Source organism: Croceitalea sp. W27 (assembly GCF_055693185.1).
Genome location: NZ_CM146327.1, coordinates 285873 through 309367 on the forward strand (window position 1 = coordinate 285873; position 23495 = coordinate 309367).

Genomic DNA, 23495 nt, shown 5'->3' on the forward strand with positions numbered 1-23495 from the left:
CTTCAAAAATCAGTTCTTATCTTTCTTTTTCTTGCCCAATGAAACCTTATAGTCATCTATAGTGCCTTGAATCTTTAGGTTTAGAAATTTGGTTTTTCTATCAGGGTCAACTTCAACAATTTCGTCTACTTGATTTTGCTCGATAACCGTATCCTTTTTGCTCCCGAAGAGTTTTTGCCATGTGGCCTGTCTTACTGTTTTCCAAGGTATGCGTAAGTAATAATCAATATTTTGGTTGCTGTCATGCGTTCCTGATAATTCCATATGACCAATAGTCGATTCAATCGTCATCGAGGGAATGTTAATTTTACCCTTATCAATGGCCAAAGTGTTTTGTAGGGTGTCAAATCGAATATTACGTAGGTTTTTATCGCCCATGTAATCTGACAGCGCCAACATAGGGTCATAATTCTTTAGTTTTCCGTTCAACACTTTTACGTCCATTTCAATAGAAGACTGATCCAAATCGGGAACCAAATCGGGGTACACCCTAATTTTACCACTGATCTTAGAGCTAAGCTTTCCTTGTAAATTTTCAGAAACCAAATGGTCTTGCCCAAAATTTTCAAACTTGAAAAGTAATTTTTCCAAATCCACATCTGTCAGTACCAGTTTGGGTTGCATATAAATGTGTTTGGGGTCACTGCCATTAAAGTATCCGTTTAAATTAATGTTTCCGCCCGCAGCATTCATGCTAAGCGTATCTACATAGATATAATGATCGGGAGTCGTTCTTAAATCTGCGTTGATATTCCGTAAGTCAATCTTGTGATACCTAAAATGGGCAATATCCGCTTTAAAACGCATGTCGGTAAATGGCAATTCATAAATATTGAAAGCCTCAGCATGTACGGCAACATCTTCTGTGGTGGTTTCTTCTGATTTCGTTGCTGGCGGCGAACTTATATCAAAATTAAAAAGTGCATCAAAATCCACGTAATTTGCGCTTATCCCTAGGTAATTATCACGTTTTTTTACCGATTGGTCTTCCCCTAAATAATAATTCAAATCCAAATTAAAATTGGTCGACCCAATTTTGCCATGAAAATCAGTAATTACAATATGGTCATCGGCGTAACTAATGTTGCCCTTAAAATCATGAAAACGCTGCGGATGTAATTTCATCTTGGTGTCAAGTTTGTCAAGAACAACGGCAATGGAACTCAAAGAAGAATCGGCATACTCCATTTTAGTGCTAAAATGCAGGCCTAAATCTTCAAAAATTTCATGTCGGTATTCTTCAGGCACGTAGTTTTCACCCTTGTACGAAAAAATATCTTCGAGGCGTAATTTTTCTGAAGTAAGATTAAAATCCAACGCAACGGCACCGTTCCGTTCTGGCCGCGTCCAAAACGCATAATCATGGATTAAGCCATCGAAATGAAAATCACTATCATCAATAAAGCCGGTAAAGTCCACAATGTTCAAATCTTTGTCATTTAGCAATACATCGGCATGAAAAGCATGCAAACGATGCGGATAGTGCTTTAACTCTGCGTAAAGGCTATCGATAAAAAATTCTCCCTTTGGTAAATATTCAGATTCGGTAAAGTCTTTGGCAGAACCCACAAAAGAAAGTCCTAAACTCAGGTTCTTTACCTGTTCATCAATTCCGGTTTTCACAGTGTCTCGCGCTGAAAACCCTGTTAGTTCCGCAATATCCAGGTAGTTGGATGTTATCTCTAAATGCGCTTCTACGGGCGTGTTCGTATGATGCACTATAGAAGGCAGGTCTGAAAGAAATCCGTTGATCGTGATATCTGAATTGCCCATTAACAAATCAAATTGTTTGAGGGTGGCTGCCTTGCCTTTCATCAGTAGATTTACATTTAGACTGTCTATGGGAACCAGAAGATTTTCTGCCTCCAAATGCAGCTGCTCTACTTTTAACGATGCGTAGTAGGCCTGGTTGAGCTGTTGCAAGGCCATTTTCGGATTATCGATATCAATGATGTCATGAAAATTCATTCGTAGCTTAATATTCCCAGAGACGTTCTGTACCTGCTCCAGTTCAAAGAAGTCTGCGATAAAATCAAGGTTAACATCTGCATCGACTTGCATATCAACTTCCGGGGCGTCAAAATTCTTTACAAAGAGCGAGCCTTTAAACTCTCCTTTTTCCAAAGAAGCCGTCATATCGTTCAGCGAGAATTCCATCGTATTGGCAGCTCTGTTTGCACCATTGCTAAAATGGCCGCTGAAGCCCATATTGTCTATTTTTTTGGCACTGGTAGTATTCTCTAAAAAGGCCTTTCCGGCACCAAATTCAGCATTAATAGCCGGTCTGTTGCCTTTGTTTGCAGCCCCTTTGATGGTAGCATTAAAATAAATCTCACCAGCATTCTTGTATTTCTCTAAAAACGGGATCACGTCCGATGGGGCAAAAGCAATAAGCATATCAAAATTAGGCTTGGTACCTTTTATGGCCAAGTCAAGGTCCACATCGTTCTTGGTATCGATAGAACCCTCGAGTTCAAAGTCACCGTTTTCCATAGCAATTCCCGAGGGTGCTATGTCTAATATACCCGTAGCTTCATTAAAGACCAGGTCGGTGTGTATTTCAAAATGTTTTTTACGAATAAAAGTAGTGTCACCATCTTTTATGACATTCAGCTCTAATTCGGTATCAATATGACCAGCAATAATGGTATCACTAATACGAAAACCGCCTTTGCCATTGTAAATAAACTTCTCCACATCGGTATTGGTCGCCTCATCAAGGGTGTGAATATCCAGGTCTTTTAAACGAATCTTATTTAAATGAATATTAGTGCTGGCCGTTCCATCTTCAGTGGTGGTCGCTAGCGAATTTTGAATGTTAGAAGTGTTATCTTCATGAATAACAATATTAAAAATACCGTCTTCAATACGTAAAGAGTGAATGTCGTAGTTTCCACTGGCGATATCCCAAAGATTAAAACCTACATAAATGTCTTTAACATCCATTAGTAAGGGCGCATTGTCCGCCTTGGTCTCAAATATTTGAACATCATAAACTTTGATGGAGAGGTCGGGAAAATTACCAAATAAAGACAATTTACTATTACCAATGGTAATCAAGCCTTTATGCTCTTGATTGAGTAGTGCAATTTCTCCTTTTATAATTTCGGCTTGGTTGTTTTGCACATACAGCAAAACAGTGCCAATGCAAAGTACAGGAACTATGACGACTGCTAATAGTATCCGTTTCCAGTGTTTTTTGAGCCTCAAAGCAGTTTTATTTAATTAAGAAGAGGTATTACCCATTAGAAATAACGAATTCGGGGTCCTCGTATTGTTTGGTTCAACGTTAAGATTTGGAACAGACAATCACGATAATTTTATGCTTCGACATCACTTCGACAGGCTCAGTGTGGCAGCTCAGTATGGGCGTCACGGCAAATAGTAGTACTGTAAGGACTTGATTGTTTAAAACGACTGCCAAAGCAATTTTATACTTCGGCAAGCTCAGCACAGGCGAAATGTTGAATTATGGTGTTAAAATGAGCCATAATGTACGCGTGCAGTTTATCCTGATCGGAGTCGAAGGATTAGAGGGAGTGTAATTTGTGTGGAAAGGGTTATTGAAAATAAAGTTGAATTATCGGCGACAATTCGAACAAAATCACTATATTACACCAATAGTATGATGATTTAAACACAATTATTATGGCAACAGTTCGCAAAACGGTAACCTTTACCGAACAGCAAGATAAATGGATAAAAGCGCAAATTGAAGCTGGGGAATATACTAACGATAGCGAATATTTGCGAAATCTAGTGAGGCAAGACCAGGCTAACAACACGAAATTTCTATCGCTAAAGGCCAAACTCCTTGAAGGTCTTGAAAGCGGTGTTAGCACAAAATCGGTACCAGAAATCATGAAAGAAGTGGAAACACGTATGCGCGAAGATGGCCGTTTATGAACTCTCTGGCAAAGCAGAAATTGATTTGGCTGAGCTGTACGAGTTTGGCATATACAAATTTGGGCTATCCCAGGCTCAGAAGTATCTTTATGGTATGCATGAAGCATTTGAAATACTTGCAGAAAATATAGACTTGGGTCGTGATGCTTCTGAATTTATTGCTGAATTAAAAAGATTTTCTTTTCAATCGCACACCATCTTTTATTTGCATACGGCAACCGGAATTTTTATTCTTAGGGTGCTAAGTCAGCGAATGGATTATGAGGGCAACCTTTAAAATGGCTAGGAATTCGATGAAATTACTTATAACTTATCGCTATTTGATATAACGTCGGATTATAGAACATTTTTGTTCTATAATGTCGGGCGTTATGTAACTTTGCTTGGGTAAAGCAAAGTTTTCTGCACTACACTTTCTTTAAATTTTTCTTCAAAAAGTTTCTTCTCAAAAGGTAATGGAACACTTATTATACGAGCCGACAATAGGAGGGGAGTGTAATGTGTGTGGAATGGTATTTTACTACATTTTTTATTATCCTAACTATTTTACGTAATAGGTTACTTGTTAATTTTTTATATATTTATATTCCTCAATAAATTAACAACCTACCTTTTACTCCCCCAACAGTTATCAAAATTTACCCATTAATGGGTATTTCATTAAGTTAATAAAACAGTTAGAATTGTTTAAATACATATACTATGTCCAAAAAAGACAATAAAACCTTCCATTTAGGTCTATCTATGGCTGGAGCTGTTTCTGCAGGTGCTTACACAGCTGGATTCATGGACTATTTGCTTGAAGCGCTTGGTAATTGGGAAGATGCAAAGGAAAGTGATAAAAAAAACTCTACTCAAAAAATTCCAATGCATGATGTTGTAATTGATGCAATAGGAGGGGCATCCGCAGGTGGAATGGTCAGCATGATTACTACTTTGGGATTCTATTCTGGAAAGATAGAGCCAGTAAGAAAAGTATCAAATACTAAGACAGGAAACATTCTTTATGATAGTTGGGTTTTTTTAGACGATGATGATAGTCTCTATGATGGAAATGGTATAGGAAAAACAACTTTTGAAAAAATGTTGATGACCGATGATTTGGTTGGAAAAATAGGAGCCCCGTCATTGTTAAACTCAAAGCCTATAGACAAAATAGCTGAAAATATTTTTGAAAAGTTACCTAAGAATGCAAGTATTAATAATTTCCCTAAATACATATCCAAAAGTTTACGTGTATTGTTGACCTTAACAAGCTTACGTCCTTTGGACTACAAAATAAAGCTTAGTAATATAAAATCTAAATTCCTTGATTTCACACCAGGCCATAGAATTAGCAATCATGATTTAGTTGCACACTTTAAAGTAGATTATGACTCTACTTTAGATAAGGATAAATTTTTACCCTTTAGACCATTAAAGATAGAACTAGATAAAAGTTCAAATCAAGACCTTTTGATTAAAACCACTAAGGCTACTGGAGCATTTCCAGTTGGGTTAGCACCTCGTTATTTTGACAATGATTTGACCATGAATTATGTTCAAACCGATTTAAAAAGGAGAAAGAACTTCAGCTCTAAGATGGATATTGAGTTTGAATCAAGGAATGTGTCAAATTTCCAATTTACTGCTGTAGATGGCGGCGCTATAAATAATGAACCTTTTGATGAAGTACTGAGATGTCTAGTGAGCAATCATGGTCAAGCGGATGTGGATAATCCAAAGTTTGGGACTCTTTTAATAGACCCCTTTCCGAATTTTGAAGATGCAAACATCACAAAAAAAGTAAATTATGATAAAAGAGGTATGCTAGATATAATAGGTGCCTTAGTTCCTACTATTTTAAATCAGGCAAGGAATAAACGAAGTGATACTTATGCCACAAGTTTATTTAAAGTTATGTCCTTTCCAAGAAAATATGAATTAGGAAATCTGAAAAACGCCATTAAACATCCATTAGCAACAGGTGGTATAGGCGGTTTTGGAGGTTTTTTAGATGTTGAATTTAGAAAACATGATTTTTTTCTTGGTAGAAAAAATGCTAAGAACTTCTTACGAGGGATATTTTTTTTAGAGTACAATTCCAAGGATAAGAACAATTTGTTTTATGGAATTTCTCAAGAAATGATTGACAAATTTGGCAAGACTGTAGACGGTTTAACTTATATGCCTATTATACCAGATGTAAATATCCTTGACTCTAATGATGATGGTAATCCGACTAGGTACGAAATACAGGACATGCCGAAGTTTGATTTAAAAGCATTCAAAAAACTCGAAAAACCTATTCAAAATAGGGTAAGGGTGATTCTAAAAAAAGAGTTAGGTGCTAATTTGTCAGGTTGGTTATGGTGGTTGTTTGGGGGCATTGTAATTAACAAGATATCTAAAAAAATAACAAAGTGGGTTATTAAAACTATTCAGGAGGATTTTGAGGAACGTGGTATGTAACAAATTATGATTTCTATAAGAGTAGAAAGTTCATAAAAATTTACCAGCAAAGAATTTCAATCCCAATAAAAATTAATAAAATGAAAGAATTCAATCTAACAAAGAGAATAATCAGCAATAAAGGAATATTGACTGAACTTCAAAGCAAATTTCAGAAATCTGAATTTAAAAATTTTGATACAAAAGCACTTATCGGAGACAATGATGATGTAGATTTTAAAGAGCTTGGGAAACAGTTAACAGCGCCAAAAGTTAATCTAAACTTTGCTCAAGAGGCAATAATAAATATCATTGGAAGGCCAGTTATAGAAATCGCAAATGACTCTTTTGACATAAATGAACCTGAACTTGACTTTTGGAGAAAGATTTTAAAAAGAAATAAAAAAGGACTTGAAAAGATTATTCCCTCAGTAGGTAGGATTGAATTAAAAGGCCACCCGAGTATGGACTGGGTAGGTACGGGTTGGCTTTTGTATGATGATTACATTATAACAAATAGGCATGTGGCAAATGAGTTTGCTCGTAGAAATGGAGAGAATTTTATTTTCAAAAGAAATTTTTTAAATGAGGAATATAAGTGTTTAATTGATTTTAAAGAAGAATTAGATAACCCTGATATTCAAGAATATAGAATCTTAAAAGTTTTGCACATTGAACCAGATAATGGTTATGATATGGCAATTCTCCAGATTGCATGGGATGGGAATAATTCAAAGTTTCAGTCTTTGGAATTAACAAATAAGGTTAAAACTGATGAAACTATTGCTACCATAGGCTATCCTGCGAGAGATTCACGCACTTCGATACCTGATGAGCAAATACGAATTTTTTCAAATATGTTTAATAAGAAGCGATTGGCTGTTGGCGAAATAGACTATGTAGACCCAGACAATCGTTTTTTCGTTCATGACTGCACAACCCTCGGTGGAAATTCAGGTTCTCCAATTGTGGATATTGAAACTCAAAAGGTTTATGGCTTACATTTCGCAGGTAGAGAGGGACAAGGAAATTTTGCCGTACCTGCTGATATAATTGAACAAATTTTTAAAAGAACAGTTCAAAATCAACAAATCTTCATTTCTTCTAACGATTCAAATCAAATAGAGAATGAAGAGAAGATTACAATTCAAGATTTAAAAGGACGAAATGGTTACAATGTAGATTTTTTAAATCAAAAAGTCCCGTTTCCTAGTTTTACAGAGAGTATGAAGAAAGAGCTAGTAAAACCAAAAGGCACAAGAGGTTATTTATTGAACTACATTAATTATTCCGTCGCCATGAGTAAAGAGAAACGTCTTGCATTGGTTACCGCAGTAAATATAGATGGTACAAAATGGAGACATGTTACGAGGGGTACAGATAGATGGTTAAAAGACCCAAGAATCAATAGAAAAGAGCAAGTCGGTAATGAATTGTATAAATATAACAACTTTGACAGAGGCCATTTAGTAAGACGTTTAGATCCCGCTTGGGGAAATAGTTTTAAAGAGGCAAAGAAAGCTTCAGATGATACTTTTTTCTACACAAATTGTGCTCCACAGCATAAGAATCTAAATCAAAAAATTTGGTTAGGATTAGAAGAATATATTTTATCTAACACAGTTGGAAAGGGAATGAAAATAAGCGTTTTTAATGGGCCTATTTTTTCAGATGACGATATGTTTTACAGGGGTATTCAAATTCCTGAAAGTTTTTGGAAAGTTGTAATTGCGAATAATGGCAATAATGGTATTCATGTAACGGCTTATATATTAAGTCAAAAAAAATGGTTAGATGATATTGAATTTGTCTTTGGGGAATATAAAACATCTCAAGTGCCAATTTCTTTTCTGCAGGAACAAACTGGTTTGACTTTTGATAAATCTGTTCAGCAAGCTGACGCCATGGCGAATATCAACGAATCTCTGAATATTGGTTTAAAAATAAACTATATCGACCATTTGGATAGTATTAAATTAAAATAACTCATAGTCCCTTATAATCATAATTCATTTGTGCAATAAAAAAATGAATAGAAGGAAAATTAATTAAAAAAAATAATGGGAAACTCGAAAAGTATAATTTCTGGAAAACTGCTGTTTGGATTGGGAGTATTGTTTTTGTTAATTCTGATAATTTGGATTTTTTTTGATATTCGTTCAGATCCAGAATTTTTATCCAATATTCTGTCAAACGATTTTCTTTTGGGTCATGGTAATGCTGAGTTTTCAGAAGAAATAAAACAAATTTTAGAAAAGGGAAAACTAAAAATTATTGAGGATAAGGAGTTGTTTCAAAAGTATCATTGGGGCGGGGAACTAACTAAATGGATTGGATTTGCAAGTACTGCAATAATTACTATAATCGCTGGTAGTTTTGAGATGAATAAAAGTCAAAAAGAATCATTAAAAATTGGAAAATTTAAACTAATCGGATTTTTAGCTGCGGTGGCAACGGTTTGTACACTTCTTGCAACAAAGCTGAACGAGACTGCCACTCTCAAAAAAGAAACCGCAAAAGAACTAACCACCGAAATAATTGTATTAAAAACAAAATTAAAGGATCATCCAGATCAGGAATCTAATATTCTGCTTGAATTAATCAATTTAATTGAATGAAAAAAATTCTCACTGTTCTTATATTATTAAGTTTATTTAGTTGTAATTATTTCGCCACACCTTTAGACCCCAGAGAAGAGTTAGGCTTAATAGATGCAACAACAATGAGGAAAACCGCATCAAAAGCAATTGGAATTGCAAATAAAATACTAGAAAACCAAAAGCAAAATTTTAAACTACGAGCAAGTTGGGAGAATTTTAAAGGCAATGAACAATTATTGGAGAGTACTACTAAAACTATTAACGTATTTCTTTTAAGACCAAAAAACTACTTCCCAACTTTTGAAAAAGAGACGGAAGTAATTGATGATTTTAGGTCAGAATTGGAAAATGTAAAAGTCAATAAAGATTTTGATAATTGCGCAGATGAGGATGACTGTGTTAGAAATCTATATGAAAATCATAAGATAGGTCCGATTGTTGCTCATGTTTTGAAGCAACAAGCTACATTAGAAATAGCCAAAACTAACCCAAAAAGCGATTACATAGCCTTACTTGACAGTGATTTGCAAAAATTTAAAATGCTATTCGGCAAAAACATTTCTGGTGATTTTAATATGCCAGGTTTCGAAAACTTTATTGCAATAATTTTATTACACGAAATTGGGCATCTGAATCAATCATTCAATTTTAGTGACCTTAATAGCCTACCAAAAGATAATTATGATGCACTTCGAGATTATCATAACTCGTTAAATCAAAATAAGAAAGAAGAGACAAGAGCTGATGCTTATGCTGCATATTTAATTTCGAACTATGCAAAAAGTGCAGATGAGACTTTATCTTATGAAGATAGGTCCGTTATACTCTATATACCGATTCAAGCAATGCTAGTTTATATCTATCAGTTGTTTGATAAATCTGAGGCAGGTATTTGTAGGCAATATTTTGACCCTTCAAAAACCCATCCAAATTTGCAATTAAGATACATTGCCATGTCTCTTATTTTAAGCGAAAAACCTAAAGACTTTGGGAGATTAGAATCATATTTATATACGCGCGATACAATTTCAAAAAAAGATTTTGCAATTAATAATTTGGAATGTAGTCGTCTTCATTTCTAAAACTTGAATGACAGTATTTATTAAGCAAAATACTTCAGGCAGGTGCTTGGTATTTTTTTATAATTCAATTTCCTAATAAAATGCTTGACAAACTATTATTAAATAACAATGCTTACTTCTATCAAAAACAAAAACCTCTTTCCAGAAATAAGATAAACCAAATTTTTACGGAAGTTTCAAGAGATAAACTTAGTAACCGTTATTCTCTTAAAGAAATAATGAGTGTTGCAACCGTTGGTGATGAAAGTTTTTATTATTCTATTTGCATATTTAAATACACTAAAAAACCGAGTTTCCTAAGTGAACCTATTGATGAACTTTATGAAACAAAGTTTTCCTTTCTTCTAATCGCAGAATATTCAACCTACATAATTGTCTATAAAAACAATATTTCAGGTCTAAAAACTTTGAATGATTTCATTGAACCGATAGATTACAGTATTTTATCAAGACTTTTTGTAGAAGATGAAACACTTTTTGAAAAGTTTTATGTCAGTAATATGAGTACTGCAGATAATGCTTTAAGAAATAAGAGCTTAGAGGCTAACAACCTTCAAGGTACCATATCGAGAATTGGAGCACCCAAACAGGTAATTCATAACATGAGAGTATCAAATGAAAGTCAGAGGACATCCCTTTCTTTAAATACGTCTAGAATAAACTATTTGGGAGATAAAAAAATGCTGCAAGATTTTTTTGCATGGGTGGTTACAGTTTCAAAAAAAATAAATGCTTTTACACCAAGAGATACATACCTAGATAGTTTTGCTCAGCCTATTAATTTTGAAGATTATATTGATAGTTTAGAACCAATCTGTATTTTAATCAAATTTGACAAATTGCTTGATGAAATAGAAAGAGGAAATATAGAACGAATATATCAAGTTGATGATAATGGAGAAGAAGTAGAAGGCTTTAATATTAATACTTTCATTAATCATTTTAAAGTTACTTTAAATATAAATAATGATGTAGAAGGGATATTTAGTATTGATAGTGACATAGATTCAGATATGAGGTTAAGCATTGCCTCAAAATCAATTAGGGTTAGTTCGCCAGAGTTCAAAAAAATTATAATAGATAGAGGTTCGGAAGTATTTTCGAATCTTAATAGTTTTATAAATAATAGAAACGATTTCATTGTAAATTTTTCTGAAACCACTTTGATTTACACCTATAGAAAGTTATTTAGAGACCATAGACTATTGCAAGACTTAGAAGGTTTTTTGTCCATATTTCAACCGTATCAGCAGTTAATCAACACAACTAGTGAAAAAGGTGCTTTCTCCAACGTCCAAACTGAATTTGAACAAAATTCAGTTTTTCGATTTGTTGTAGATGAATTTGCAACCGACTCGACAGCAATGTTTTGTGATGATTTAAACAATGAATGGGCAGATATTATTGCAGTCAAAAGTGATAGTATTGTTTTTTATCATGCAAAACACAAAGAAGGTCAAGGACTCTCAGCAAGTAATTTACAGGATATTATAGGTCAAGCTCATAAAAATTTGGGTAATCTTGAACCCACAGATTCAATGCTAGATGTCAAAGCAGACGAGTGGGAGCAAACTTATAATAATGCTGGAGCTCAAACGCAAATTCGAAGATTGATAAAAGGGCCCAATGACTCCATTCAAGAATCAATTGATTGTTACAAATCTGCATTGAATCAACCAAATGTTTCAAGACAGGTAAATTTAGTTGTTGATTTTATTTCAAAACAACAACTAGCTGAAGGGTTACACAGATTATCAAATAATGAGGTTTTTTCTAGACGTAATGAGGTTACTCAAATTTTGTGGTTTGTATCATCATTAATAGCAAATTGCAAAGAACTTGGAATAGAAACCTATATCAGTTGTAGACCATAAATTCTTATAATGAATTTTAAATTTGAATATCGATTTAATGGTCTAAGAGAATTTTGGCAAAACAATAGGGGAGAGGAGCGTTAAGAATTTTAGGGGGCTGGTTACAAGAATTTTTGACCGCTACAATTGGTTGTATTGCCTTTAAGCGGTCTTAAGAGTTACAATGGATCCTAAAATTTAGCGACCGACCCGTACATTGTTTCCAAAATTATCTGTAAGCCTTGATTTTTTTGTTACTTTTTTTATCAAGAAAAAAAGTAAAGAAACTCAATCTAATGGAAGAATTTGGCAAGCAGGCAGAAAGCGTTTTAATAGCTGAGTTGACCAATGCAGGCCTTGAAATCAACGAAAAGGAAAATGGTAGGGAAGGAGTGGATTTTGTTGTAAAAAGTGAAAACGGAAGGCAATCGGAAATCTTCTTGCAACCAATGGACTTGATTGCACAACAAAGTTCAAAAGTTCCCAAGGAAAAGCTAGGTGAACCAAGGGAAAACCTTTGGGTGGCATTGATAGGTTTTATCCCTGAGAAAGAGCCTCTAATATTCCTGATACCTTCGAAAACCCTAGCAAAACCAGATGATTTCGTCTTTTTCGAGAATAACGTTGGTATGCATACATATTTGTCGAATTGGGAAATAAAGGTCTTTTCAAAAGGAATGGAGAAGTTAGGCGAGTATATTAGCTACAATCAAATAGAAAATTTCAAATAACTGATATATCCCTACATTATGTCAAATAGACTTAAAAAATGTTTGTTTGGAACACCAAGGGTAGCAAGTGCACAGAAATTTTTATTTCTAAAATTTTGTGCTGTTGCGGCAAGTTGGCGAGAAGTTTGTGAAAAATTTATTGACGAGAAGTTTCTCATAAATCGCGTATTTCTAAAGAATCTAAAAGTTTTGCTTTTTTTGGCGCTGGCCAAGCGTTGGCAAATTGTGTTTAGAAATGGACGCCATAAAGCGTTTATTTTTAAAAAGCAATCGAGCGATTGGCTGTGCGGCAATTTTACATAACGACTAATTATGAGTACAGACGCGAGGTTTGTCGTCAGGGTTGACGAATTTCGAAGTTTAAAATATATTTTCTTCTGTGTGAAAAATTTTCAAGTAGCGTAAATTAAAAAGGTTGATGACCCTGTTACCAGGCTGAATAAAAGGAATACTGGCGAGGGATATTTTACATAATAGAATTATGACTTACAGCTAAAGGCTTGAACCTAAAATACTTATATATCAATCTGTATCATAATTTATATTATGTAAAATAGAATATTTCAAAACGACCCTATTCCTTCCAAAATGGAAAACTCATCCAGTTTTGCGAAACCTGAGAATCTTTCTTTCCATACCGTCTTCTAACATGCATTATATTTCTGCCTTGCTTTAAAGTATCCACTTTTATAAATGTTACATAGCCTTCCTCATCCGTTTTTGGGTGCTTGTATCTATCCCAACGCACAGAATCCAGCTTTTTCGTATTTAATTCTACCGTAAACAAGGTATTCAAAGCTTGTTGGTATTTAGTACGTTGTCCATCAAAAAAGGCACTCCTAATAGAATCGTTCTTAAAAATCGGTATTTCTTTCTTAAAATCTAAATCGGTTAAAACACTATCCTTAAAATCATCGAACCAAAACCAATGCACTATAAATAGCTTTAGGTAATTCTCGTCTATTACTTCACTCTGTATTCCTCCCCTATAAAAAACTTCATTTTCGTTTAAATGATCCTCACAATAATTGTTACGTATCATATAAACAGATGGTTGCTCATAGGTTTCTCTATCATCAAAACTTTTAACCGTAAAAGTTCCTCCATAAAAAAATGCCCCTAATTGATTTATTGATATCAATGTTGCCATCACGATATAAAAAACACCAAAACTCAGCAATATCCACTGTTTACTATTTGACCGTAAAATTAAAAGCTCTCTTTGGTATAAAAATGAACCACTTATGTAGTAGTAAAACGTATTTAAAGCGGTTAAAATTTTATCTACAACCTTCTTACCTGTCTTAAACGAAAATTGAGCTAAAATACCTAATTGTGAAAGCAGTATAACTGCAGCCAAGACATAATTATAGGTAATATTGTAGACCAAATCATCTAGCTCTAATACCTCTAACAAAAAGGCATCGATCAAGAGACATACTACAATCGTACTTATGACCACCATTGCGAAAAGAATCGCAAAACTAAAGCTTAAACTAGCCCATTTCTCTAAGGTTTCTAGTCTATTTTCTCTATGATATCGTAATTCAAGCCTCTTTTTTCGACTATCGGAAGGGTTTATTTTATCATAATTAACTCCATTGGGGTACCAATTATAAATGGCCATATAGGCCACCCAAAATGTACGTAGCACCAAGTTTGCCCCAAAACCGATCAACAAGGTTCGAGTTAAAATATATAAGCCAAAGAAAATCAGCGTTTCGTAGTGATTTAAATTTAAAATCGCCTGTTTCTGAATGTAGAAGTTTTTAAAAAAATCGGTGCTGATAAACAGCGTGTAGAAGAGTCCACCTGCGATTATAGTTTCTAATTGCCAGCTTATGGACCGGTATTCCGCCTTTTGGTCGTTTTTCAATTCGGTTGATGATTGTTAGCCTAAATATAGGACTCTTTTCTAGAAAAGAAAATCGAAAGCTTGAAATTAATAGCCGTTCGTATCGATAACGTACGCCCCTATTTTACCGTCCAATTCTTTAAAAGAAGCGATTTGGTCTCGCATCTTTTCGACCAACTCTTCTTGTTTATCGAGCTGTTTTACATCTATGGTGCGGAATAATTCCAAATGCCGTTTTTTTAAAGCCTCAATATCGTCGCGCAAATCGCGTAACCTTTCAAAGCATTCGTAATTTGTGGGTTCGCAGGTATACGAATTGAGTTTGCCCAAAAGCGTTTGTATCTCAGTATGATTACGCTCTAGTTTAAAAAGCATTTCATTGATTAAGGCACTATTTTGTTGGGCACTCTCCATTGCTATGACCATCTGATTCTCTTAAAGTTAGTAAAAATACTGGCATTTTGTAGAAAAAATACGCCAATTCGAGTAAGTTTAACAGTTCAATAACCTTAAGAATAGAAAGTTGGAATTTTATAACTTGTACGTTTGAAACTAGAAACAGACTTATCATATCTGACAATAAAAAACACTATGAAATATCGCATCACATTGATATCCTTTTTGCTTTTCGCAGCAGTTAATACAGCCCTCAAAGCCCAGACCGGCATTGCTAATGCAGAAATTAGTTTTGAATTTGTTTCCAAAGAAGTCAAAGGGAGCATCGCGGGATTTACATCTAGTTCCTCCATTGATTTTGATACGCCCGAAAACTCTTCCTTTACGGGTTCGGTAGCCGTTGAGACGCTTGATACCAACAATGGGCTGCGTAATTGGTCATTAAAAAGCGGAAAATACTTTGATAAGGATGCGTTTCCACGCATTAGTTTTGAGAGCACTGCTGTTAGCCAAAACGAGACCAGCTATACCGTAAAAGGAAATCTTACCTTAAAGGGCATCACGAAACCCATAACGATAAGCTTTACCATAAAAGGAAACCAATTGAAAGGCCTATTCGAAATCTATAGTTATGACTACGGAATCAAAATTAAAAAGAAACGCGAAGACAATCTGGTCAAAGTAGTCTTGCTGTTCGACCTGAAGTAGCTATTTGTCCCGCTTTTTGAACAAAAATCGATACACCTTTCCTACTCCCCAATTCCCCAACGGAAAATAAAGCGCAAAAAAGAGCGCCATGGCCAAACTGAAATTACGTTCATTAAAAAATTGGTCCAATAAATTATTGGGATACGCGTAGGAAGTACCAAAAGCATATCCGCCAAACTCTAAAAGGCACATTGCGACCAAACCATAGGCATACTGTGCATGAAAAGGCAGTCCCCTTAAAAGCAATGAAATAGGTACCATATAAAAAATGTAACAGCTAATTACCTGCCACCAATAGGTAAACTTGGCGATTTCAACCGCTGCGCCAAACCAGTTCATGAGCATACCCCATGAAAAATAAATAACACAGTAGATGGCTATCAATCGCTTGTCTACAGTAAGCTTAAGTAAAATCCACTCTTTAAGCGCATTCATTTTTCGGCTATTTTTTTATCGATAATCTGTAATGCATCTTTCACGGTCAGCATACCATCCATATCTTCATTTTCTAACATAATATCAAAAGTATCCTCAACATCTAATACAATGTCTACCAGGTTTGCCGAATTGATGTTCAGTTCCGTGGTGAAATTACTTTCAAGAGTAATGGCGTCAACGCTAACATCATCGGGCAAATACGTCTCCACAATGGCCTTTAGCTTTGTGTACTTTTCTTCTTGGGTATCGTTCATCTTTTATTTTGAATAGGTGCTAAAAATAATACAGGAATTCACATCACCAAAACCAAAACTTGCTTTTGCCACAATGTTCACCGGTTTTTTAATGGTTTTTTGCGGTATGTTATATGCATAAATCAATCTTTCAATTTCAGGATGCAGGTCTTCACAATTAAGGTTCCCATAAACCTTTTGTTCTTTTAGTTGCAACACACAGCCCACACTTTCTATACTACCTGCAGCCGCAAGACAATGCCCAAAGTGGCCTTTGAATGAATTTATTAGAGGAAAATCACTTCCAGATAAGCCTAAGGCTTTACTCCAATTTTGAATTTCAGTAGCATCCTTGGTCGTAGCTGTCAAATGCCCGTTAATAGTATCAATAGCTTTGACGTCGATATTTGAATTCTTAACCGCCTCTTGTATACATCGTTGAACGGCCTTATTATTTGGGGCTGTCATACTGCCTCCGGCCCGCTGTCCGCCACTATTTACAGCACCGCCCAATAGTTCGGCATAAATTGCAGCCCCGCGGTCCACGGCGCTTTCAAGAGATTCCAGTACCAGTGCCCCTGCCCCACTTCCTGGCACAAAACCCGATGCCGAAGCACTCATGGGCCTGCTTGCAGCTTTGGGATTATCATTAAATTTTCTTGGAAGAATACGCATGGCATCAAAACCGCCCCATACATAGGGTCCGCTATCACTGCAACTCCCGACCAACATTCGTTTTGCGCTACCCGATTTTATTCGTTCATAACCCATTAGAATAGCTTCGGTTCCTGTGGTACAGGCAGACGAATTGGTCGTCACCTGATTACCAGTTCCTAAAATACCGCCTAGATAGGCACTGATTCCACTTGCCATGGTCTGCACTACCGAAGTACTGCCCAATCTTCGTACGTTTCCCTCATCCAGTTTATATATCGATTCTCGAAACTTATCCACACCTAGAATTCCGGTTCCAAAAATGATTCCGCTTTCCCAATCTGGTTGATTTTCTTGACCCTGTCTTTCAAGTCCGGCATCTTTCCATGCATCCAATCCTGAAATAACACCGTAAACAAGTCCGCTTGAGTTTAAATCTTTCAGTTGTACTTTACTAAAGTAATTATTAAGGTTGATTTCTTTAATATTGGGTTTTCCAGCAACTTGACACGAAAAATTTAGATTTTTTAATTCTTCAAAAAAATGAATGCCGCTAGCACCCTCATCCATAGCTTTTGAAAAGGAAGAAATGCCTGTTCCGTTAGGTGCGCATACCCCAAGGCCGGTTATTACAACTCTATTTTTCATTATTAGAGGCTTTAAACATTCCTGAAATAAGCCCTTTACAAACCACCTCGTTTCTTGCATTGTACATCTTAACCTTGCATTTGAGTTTATGGAATCGAAAATAAACCAATTCGGACCGTACAGTGACCCTTTCATTAGGATAAACTGGTTGTAGAAACTCCATGTCAGAGCTTGAAAGCCCTATTTTCAGGTCTTTATCCATATCCTTGCCTAAAAGATATATTCCTAAGCATACCAGCCCTATTTGAGCGCAGCATTCCGTTAATAAAACTCCTGGGGTAACAGGAAAATTTTTAAAATGCCCCCTGTAAAAGTTAGCATCAGCTTTAAAAGTATACTCCCCTACTACCTCACTTTCATTGACTTCACTCAGGGAATCAACAAAAAGAAACGGATTTTGGTAGGGTAGTTTTTCTATAATTGATTGAAAGTTGTCAGTCTGAACTGTCACACTGAGCTTGTCGAAGTGCTGTCGAAGACTATTTCGAGATAGCTCGGGCAAACCTTCTAAATTGTTATTTATCAAAGCTTCTTTCTTTTTTCTGCTCCACCCTTTTAGCTGCTTTTCTTTCGCTATAGCCTGGTCAGGACTCACAAATTCTTGAAACCAAACCAACTTCACGGGTCGGCGATTAAAAGTATATGCCTTCTTATCTATTCCTTTATTATGTTGTTCCTCACTTAAATACACGTCGTTGGTTACACCAGTGTAATAGGATTTATCAGAACATAATAAGATATAGACAAAGTACTTTTTCATGGGTCTTTCTAATATCACTTAATGCTTTGGCAGGCTCGATATAAGCGCTTTTGTTTTATTAAATTAATTATGTCACTTCGACAAGCTCAGTGTGACGGTTAAACGGTACCATCTTGTTCAACACTTCGACAAGCTCAGTGTGACAATTAAACGGTATCATCTTGTTCAACACTTCGACAAGCTCAGTGTGACGGTTAAACGGTACCATCTTTTTCAACACTTCGACAAGCTCAGTGTGACAAAATCTACCGTAAACTTTCACCTCCATCCACTTTCAAAACAGTGCCAGTAATCCACTTGGCCTCTTCTTTTACAAGCAGAAACGCAGCATTCGCGACATCTTCTGGCGTTGTCAGGCGCCCATTAGGATTTCGTTTCAAGGCTTCTTCAACAATTATATCACTATTGGGAATCATTCGCATCGATTTCGTATCGGTCACTCCCGCTTGAATGCAATTTGCTTTAATACCAATCGGTGCGAATTCAAGTGCAATATTCCTAACAATAGCCTCTAAGGCTACCTTGGCCGAAGAGACTGCCGCATAATTCGGCCAAGCCTTACTATTTCCTTCACTGGTAAAGGCAATAATTCGTGCATCTTCAGAAAACAATCGATTTTTAACCAATAATTTCACCCAATCATACAAACTCAGGGCCATCGCATTGATGGTCAATTGAAAATCTTGATTGTGCAACTCTAAGGAATCATTGGAATACATTGGTTTTAAATTGCCCTTGGCAATACTATGCACCATGACTTTTATGCTAGCGCTTTGTAATAATTGTGCTATTTCAGCAATGAGGTGTTGTTGTTTCTCAGTATTCGTAGCATCTACGTTATAACCGATACAACGAACACCACTTTGAATAATCTCTTTAAAGGCCTTATCGATTGTTTCCAAATCTGACTTGCGGTCTCTATGGATCACAATCAGATTATAGCCTTCCGAACCTAGCTTTTTTGCCGTCGCCAGACCAAGGCCGCTGCTACCGCCAAGAATTAAAGCCCAAGGATATTCATCATCCAAATTCATTACCATTCTATTAAAACACGTTGTGCAGAAAAACCAGGGCCAAAACTTAAAATAAGGCCTTGTTCCCCGCTTGCTATTTCTTTCTCTAAAAACTGCTCTAAAACATACAAAACAGTACAGCTGCTCATATTACCATAATTTCTGAGCACTTCGCGAGTATCGTTAATCTCCTTTCCTAATTTACCAAACAAATCCTCAACCGTCTGTACAATTTTACGGCCACCAGGATGAAAAATCAAGTGGTCCACTTTTTCGATGGAACTATGGTGCTTTTCTAAAAAGGGATGTACAATCTTTGGAAAGTGTTCTGCAATAACCTCAGGAACCGTAGGATCTAGAATCATTTTTAGACCTGTATTGGTCAAATCAAAACCCATCATATATGTAGCATCTTGAAAATGGTACATTTCCTCACCACAAAACTTTGGCCCTTCGGCTTCCTCCTCCGAAGAAAGTAAGACACAAGCTGCACCATCACCAAAAATTGCTGCGCTTACCATATTGGCCATGGAGAAATCGTTGAGCTGAAAAGTAGCCGTAGGACTTTCAACGGCAACTACCGCCGCTCTTTTACCAGGATTATTCTTTAGAAAGTGTGATGCATATATCAAACCGGAGACCCCGGCAGCGCAACCCATTTCTGTTACCGGCAGGCGTACCACATCTTGTTTAAGACCTAGTTCATTAATTAAGTAGGCATCTAACGAAGGTATCATAATACCGGTGCAACTCACCGTAATGATATAGTCCAAAGAATTGGCTTCCCAGTTGTTTTTTTTCAAGGCCTTGGCGAGGCAATTCACGCCAAGTTTTTTGACTTCGCGAACATAGATAGCATTTTTGTCCTCAAACGAAGTCGCATTGAAAACTTCATCGATATTCATGATGCCATAGCGCTTGTCCACCCCTGCCCCTTCAAAAATTTTGACCACCTTTCTTCTAAAACGGTCTTCTTGCCCAGAAAGCCAAAGATTAACGAAGGGTATAATAGCTTCTGTAGTTCTGCAGTACGCCGGCAATTCTTTTGAAACTCCTACTATTTTAACTTCGCCCATAAATTAGTTTAGTCGATTGGTTTGCATTATCCATACATAACGAAAAGCCCATTTCCATTCAATTCTATGAATAACGTTCGGTATTTTTTTTGCAAATTGCTGTAATTCTGATTTCAAGAAACCACTTTTTATGGAGGTCAGCCCATCTTTTTTGGCAATTTTGGTTTTCAAGAAAAAAAATCTGAACATTTTAAAAAGATAACAGGCCAATCGACTTCTTTGCAAATCATTGATAACGATGCCAAGTCTTGAAATCGAAATAAACTTGTCTAAAAAAACTGAAATTTCGTCATTAGTAAAATGATGCATCGTAAGTGTACAAAGAAGCACATCGCACTGAAATTGTTCCGGATTTAACGCCAAAACATCTTGTTGTACATACGAGATTTCAGGAAAATCTTTAGACGCTTCCTTAGCAATTGAAAGGATATCATCACGTAAATCCATCCCTATAAGTTCAGCTTTGATGCCTTGTTTCCTTAAGAATAATGCGACCTCCCGAAGCATGTAACCGTCGCCGCAACCCATATCCAAAATCGTATACGATTTATTAGGACTGCTTTTCAGCAATTCATGTAGGCCATCGATACTAATTTTACTTCCGCCCAGCACTGCATTGACCCGATTGATGTCTTTAAATACTTTTTTAAGCTCTTGAATCCCCAAATCGGGATTGTCCATCAACTCTATTTCCGTATTTCTCATTGTCAACTGCATTAGACTAATATAGGGTTTCCATGGGTGTGTTTAATCATCGATTGCAGTATTTTTTCAGACTTTGCGATTGTACATATTGCTATTTCAGAAGCCGTATTGCTCATAAGAACGCGCTGTACCGTTCTCCCCATTCGTAATCGCCCTTCAAATTCTTTTCTCCAAAGACTTGCATAACTCTTTTCTAGCTTATCTCTATTTGGATCGCTCTCTTTTAAATAATCTAAAATGCATTCTGCAGCTATTTTAGCACTATGTATCGCCATTGCCATACCATTACCGCAAAGCGGATGGATTAAACCAGCACTATCACCGCACATTAAGACATGATTTTGAACGGATTGTTTCTTTTCAAAGGAAATCTGGGCGATACTCACCGGCTTTTTGAATTTAGGCTTCGCACTGGCCAAGAAATCACCAAGAAACGGGTTCTTTGAAACTACTTTTGAATTAAATTCTGCGATGGAGCCATATTGTTTAAAGCTCTTGAAATTCGTCAGATAGCAGAAATTCACACTTCCATCCTCGATTTTCGATAAACCGCCGTAACCTCCATAAAAATTGTGTAGGGCAACTAAATTAGAAGGGAAATCATTGAACTCATAATGGCATTTGACGCCAAGCCAAGGTGATTTCTGCTGTATAAATCTTCGGTTTAGCTTTTTATCCAATCCCGATCTTTTTCCATAAGCTCCAATAACTACGGCACCTGTATATTTTTCATCAGCTGAAACACTTACCTCAAATTGATTCTCTTTATAACAAATGTCATCAGCAGTTTTATAGGCAAAATCTACCTGCATAGCCTTTGCTTTTTGATATAACAGATTATCAAACGTATAGCGACTAATTCCAAATCCTCCTAAAGGAAGTTTGGTGCGAATACTTTTTCCGGACCCAGTGCTCATTTGCAAAGTATCGATAGTGACCGTGTTTTCAGCATTCAAATTTACTCCTAAGGATTCGAGATAAGGAAGCACTTCATTGGACACATATTCTCCGCATACCTTATGGTTGGGATAATTGTTCTTCTCTACCACCAAAACACTGCAGCCCTCTTGCTTTAAGTGTATTGCCGCAGTCAATCCTGCAAGACCACCCCCAACAATTATGACGTCGTATTTTTCCACGTTTTGAAGATACCGTATAAAAACAAAAATCCCGACTATTGCGAGTCGGGATTTTGTTGTGGGGTGTTTATTTGCTTATCCTTTTGTTTTCTGCATTGCCTCTTGTTTCAATGCTTCACTGGCGATAATTGCTAATTCTACTCGCCTGTTCTTTGCTTTACCTGCCGCAGTTTCATTACTTTCTTTAGGTTGTGTTTCACCATACCATTTGGTAGAAAATCTACTTTTAGAAATTCCTTTGCTTACCAAATAATTGGTTACAGACTCCGCACGTTGTTGCGACAACTTCCAGTTATACTCTTCACTACCTGCACTATCCGTATGGCCTTCTACCAATACGTTAGAATTTGGATACTCTTGAAAAATACCGGCAAGTTTATCTAAAGTAGTTGCAGATGTTCCTTTGACATCAGACCTGCTTGTATCAAAATAGACCCCGGCGTCCTCGGTAAAGGTCACATTAATCCCCTCTCCTACTCTCGTAACTTCGGCACCAGGAATTTCCTCTTCGATTCGTTCTGCCTGTTTATCCATTCGATTTCCAATATAACCACCGGCTGCACCACCGACAACGGCACCGATAATGGCCCCTAAGGCCGTATTTCCTTTTCCAACATTATTTCCGATAACACCACCGATTACAGCGCCACCACTTGCACCGATTACGGCACCCTTTTGTTTATTGTTTGCGTTTTTTACGGCATTACAGCTCACTACAAGACTTAAAACCATTAGTAAAGCTGCACTCTTTCTTATATTTTTTCTCATCGTTCTTTTATTTTCTTGTGAATTCATAAACTATAGTTACGGGCTGGCCATCAACCGACACGTTTGACTTCAAGGTCATCGTCTGTTCATTTAGATTGGCAATATCCAATCGGTATCCTCTACCTCCAGAAACGTCTTTTCGCTTCGCATCGATAAACTTGAACTGCAGCTGGCTTAACCTATCGGCAGGCTCAATTACCGACCAACGAATAAAACGGTCTCCACCTTGACAAAGCGAACCATTTTTTATGGTATAACGACCAGTACTGTTATTGTCCCTGAAGAACCAATTGCTTCCCTCAAAACAAATATCTTGGGCATCTCCGAAAATGACAGACTTAAAAGCACCATCATTGTTTTCATAAGAGACATCGTTCAGCTCCCAAGTACCGCTCAATAAATTTCGTTGTTGTCTCGCAGATTTAGAGACCGAACATGAAGCTACTAGACCTACTAGTATTAACATGCTCATTACTTTCATTTTAGTCATAGTTAAAGTT

22 protein-coding genes are annotated in these 23495 nt (G+C 36.3%); 9 read left to right on the forward strand and 13 right to left on the reverse strand.

Translation table 11 applies throughout. From position 1 onward, the window contains the following. Window positions 1-9: 9 nt before the first annotated feature. Window positions 10-3210, reverse strand: coding sequence for an AsmA family protein (locus ACZ1GR_RS01390; RefSeq protein ID WP_472610481.1), 3201 nt, complete (start codon window positions 3208-3210; stop codon window positions 10-12). Window positions 3211-3648: 438 nt separating this feature from the next. Here ACZ1GR_RS01390 and ACZ1GR_RS01395 point away from each other — a divergent pair, with 438 nt between their 5' ends. The 8 genes from ACZ1GR_RS01395 to ACZ1GR_RS01430 all read left to right on the forward strand — a co-directional run bounded on the left by ACZ1GR_RS01395 (window position 3649) and on the right by ACZ1GR_RS01430 (window position 12602). After that, window positions 3649-3906 carry a type II toxin-antitoxin system ParD family antitoxin gene (locus ACZ1GR_RS01395; protein ID WP_472610482.1) on the forward strand — a complete coding sequence of 86 codons (258 nt, stop codon included), beginning with the start codon at window positions 3649-3651 and terminating at the stop codon, window positions 3904-3906. After that, the gene (locus tag ACZ1GR_RS01400; protein WP_472610483.1) at window positions 3893-4183 is read left to right on the forward strand and encodes a type II toxin-antitoxin system RelE/ParE family toxin; all 291 of its coding nucleotides are present in this window, start codon (window positions 3893-3895) and stop codon (window positions 4181-4183) included. The genes ACZ1GR_RS01395 and ACZ1GR_RS01400 overlap by 14 nt, the downstream gene beginning before the upstream one ends. Window positions 4184-4608: 425 nt before the next feature. Then, on the forward strand, window positions 4609-6357 hold the full coding sequence (locus ACZ1GR_RS01405) for a patatin-like phospholipase family protein (RefSeq protein ID WP_472610484.1): 1749 nt from the start codon (window positions 4609-4611) through the stop codon (window positions 6355-6357). Between the two features lie 80 nt (window positions 6358-6437). Then, entirely contained in the window at window positions 6438-8321 is a 1884-nt protein-coding gene (locus ACZ1GR_RS01410) for a DNA/RNA non-specific endonuclease (RefSeq protein ID WP_472610485.1), read from the forward strand. A gap of 120 nt (window positions 8322-8441) precedes the next feature. Next, a complete protein-coding gene (locus ACZ1GR_RS01415; RefSeq protein ID WP_472610486.1) occupies window positions 8442-8954 on the forward strand; it encodes a hypothetical protein in 513 nt (170 codons plus the stop codon). Further along, window positions 8951-10018, forward strand: coding sequence for a hypothetical protein (locus ACZ1GR_RS01420; RefSeq protein WP_472610487.1), 1068 nt, complete (start codon window positions 8951-8953; stop codon window positions 10016-10018). Before ACZ1GR_RS01415 ends, ACZ1GR_RS01420 begins: the two co-directional genes overlap by 4 nt. Window positions 10019-10098: 80 nt before the next feature. After that, window positions 10099-11892: a hypothetical protein gene (locus ACZ1GR_RS01425; RefSeq protein ID WP_472610488.1), complete on the forward strand. Its 1794-nt coding sequence runs from the start codon at window positions 10099-10101 to the stop codon at window positions 11890-11892. A 275-nt stretch (window positions 11893-12167) separates the two neighbouring features. Continuing rightward, window positions 12168-12602 (forward strand): hypothetical protein, encoded by a 435-nt coding sequence (locus tag ACZ1GR_RS01430; protein WP_472610489.1) that lies wholly within the window; start codon window positions 12168-12170, stop codon window positions 12600-12602. A gap of 574 nt (window positions 12603-13176) precedes the next feature. Here ACZ1GR_RS01430 and ACZ1GR_RS01435 read toward each other — a convergent pair. Both ACZ1GR_RS01435 and ACZ1GR_RS01440 read right to left on the reverse strand, forming a co-directional pair. Beyond that, complete coding sequence (locus ACZ1GR_RS01435) at window positions 13177-14478, reverse strand: hypothetical protein (protein WP_472610490.1); 1302 nt, start codon at window positions 14476-14478, stop codon at window positions 13177-13179. A 66-nt stretch (window positions 14479-14544) separates the two neighbouring features. Beyond that, complete coding sequence (locus ACZ1GR_RS01440; protein ID WP_472610491.1) at window positions 14545-14883, reverse strand: hypothetical protein; 339 nt, start codon at window positions 14881-14883, stop codon at window positions 14545-14547. A 120-nt stretch (window positions 14884-15003) separates the two neighbouring features. Between ACZ1GR_RS01440 and ACZ1GR_RS01445 the strand changes: the two genes are divergently transcribed. Continuing rightward, on the forward strand, window positions 15004-15561 hold the full coding sequence (locus tag ACZ1GR_RS01445) for a YceI family protein (protein WP_472610492.1): 558 nt from the start codon (window positions 15004-15006) through the stop codon (window positions 15559-15561). Here the strand turns inward: ACZ1GR_RS01445 and ACZ1GR_RS01450 are convergent, their stop codons facing one another. From ACZ1GR_RS01450 to ACZ1GR_RS01495, 10 genes are all read right to left on the reverse strand, one after another. Beyond that, the gene (locus ACZ1GR_RS01450) at window positions 15562-15996 is read right to left on the reverse strand and encodes a hypothetical protein (protein ID WP_472610493.1); all 435 of its coding nucleotides are present in this window, start codon (window positions 15994-15996) and stop codon (window positions 15562-15564) included. Further along, a complete protein-coding gene (locus tag ACZ1GR_RS01455; RefSeq protein WP_472610494.1) occupies window positions 15993-16253 on the reverse strand; it encodes an acyl carrier protein in 261 nt (86 codons plus the stop codon). Before ACZ1GR_RS01455 ends, ACZ1GR_RS01450 begins: the two co-directional genes overlap by 4 nt. 3 nt (window positions 16254-16256) lie before the next feature. Beyond that, window positions 16257-17534 (reverse strand): beta-ketoacyl-[acyl-carrier-protein] synthase family protein, encoded by a 1278-nt coding sequence (locus ACZ1GR_RS01460; protein ID WP_472610495.1) that lies wholly within the window; start codon window positions 17532-17534, stop codon window positions 16257-16259. Then, entirely contained in the window at window positions 17524-18294 is a 771-nt protein-coding gene (locus ACZ1GR_RS01465) for a GIY-YIG nuclease family protein (protein ID WP_472610496.1), read from the reverse strand. Before ACZ1GR_RS01465 ends, ACZ1GR_RS01460 begins: the two co-directional genes overlap by 11 nt. Window positions 18295-18539: 245 nt before the next feature. After that, window positions 18540-19328: an enoyl-ACP reductase FabI gene (locus tag ACZ1GR_RS01470; RefSeq protein WP_472610497.1), complete on the reverse strand. Its 789-nt coding sequence runs from the start codon at window positions 19326-19328 to the stop codon at window positions 18540-18542. After that, window positions 19328-20383 carry a type III polyketide synthase gene (locus ACZ1GR_RS01475; protein WP_472610498.1) on the reverse strand — a complete coding sequence of 352 codons (1056 nt, stop codon included), beginning with the start codon at window positions 20381-20383 and terminating at the stop codon, window positions 19328-19330. The genes ACZ1GR_RS01470 and ACZ1GR_RS01475 overlap by 1 nt, the downstream gene beginning before the upstream one ends. Window positions 20384-20386: 3 nt before the next feature. Beyond that, on the reverse strand, window positions 20387-21088 hold the full coding sequence (locus ACZ1GR_RS01480; RefSeq protein ID WP_472610499.1) for a methyltransferase domain-containing protein: 702 nt from the start codon (window positions 21086-21088) through the stop codon (window positions 20387-20389). Between the two features lie 11 nt (window positions 21089-21099). Beyond that, the gene (locus ACZ1GR_RS01485; protein ID WP_472610500.1) at window positions 21100-22227 is read right to left on the reverse strand and encodes an NAD(P)/FAD-dependent oxidoreductase; all 1128 of its coding nucleotides are present in this window, start codon (window positions 22225-22227) and stop codon (window positions 21100-21102) included. 75 nt (window positions 22228-22302) lie between these two features. Continuing rightward, window positions 22303-22995: a YiaD family glycine zipper/OmpA-like lipoprotein gene (locus ACZ1GR_RS01490; RefSeq protein WP_472610501.1), complete on the reverse strand. Its 693-nt coding sequence runs from the start codon at window positions 22993-22995 to the stop codon at window positions 22303-22305. A 7-nt stretch (window positions 22996-23002) separates the two neighbouring features. After that, a complete protein-coding gene (locus ACZ1GR_RS01495) occupies window positions 23003-23485 on the reverse strand; it encodes a lipocalin-like domain-containing protein (protein ID WP_472610502.1) in 483 nt (160 codons plus the stop codon). Between the last annotated feature and the right edge of the window lie 10 nt (window positions 23486-23495).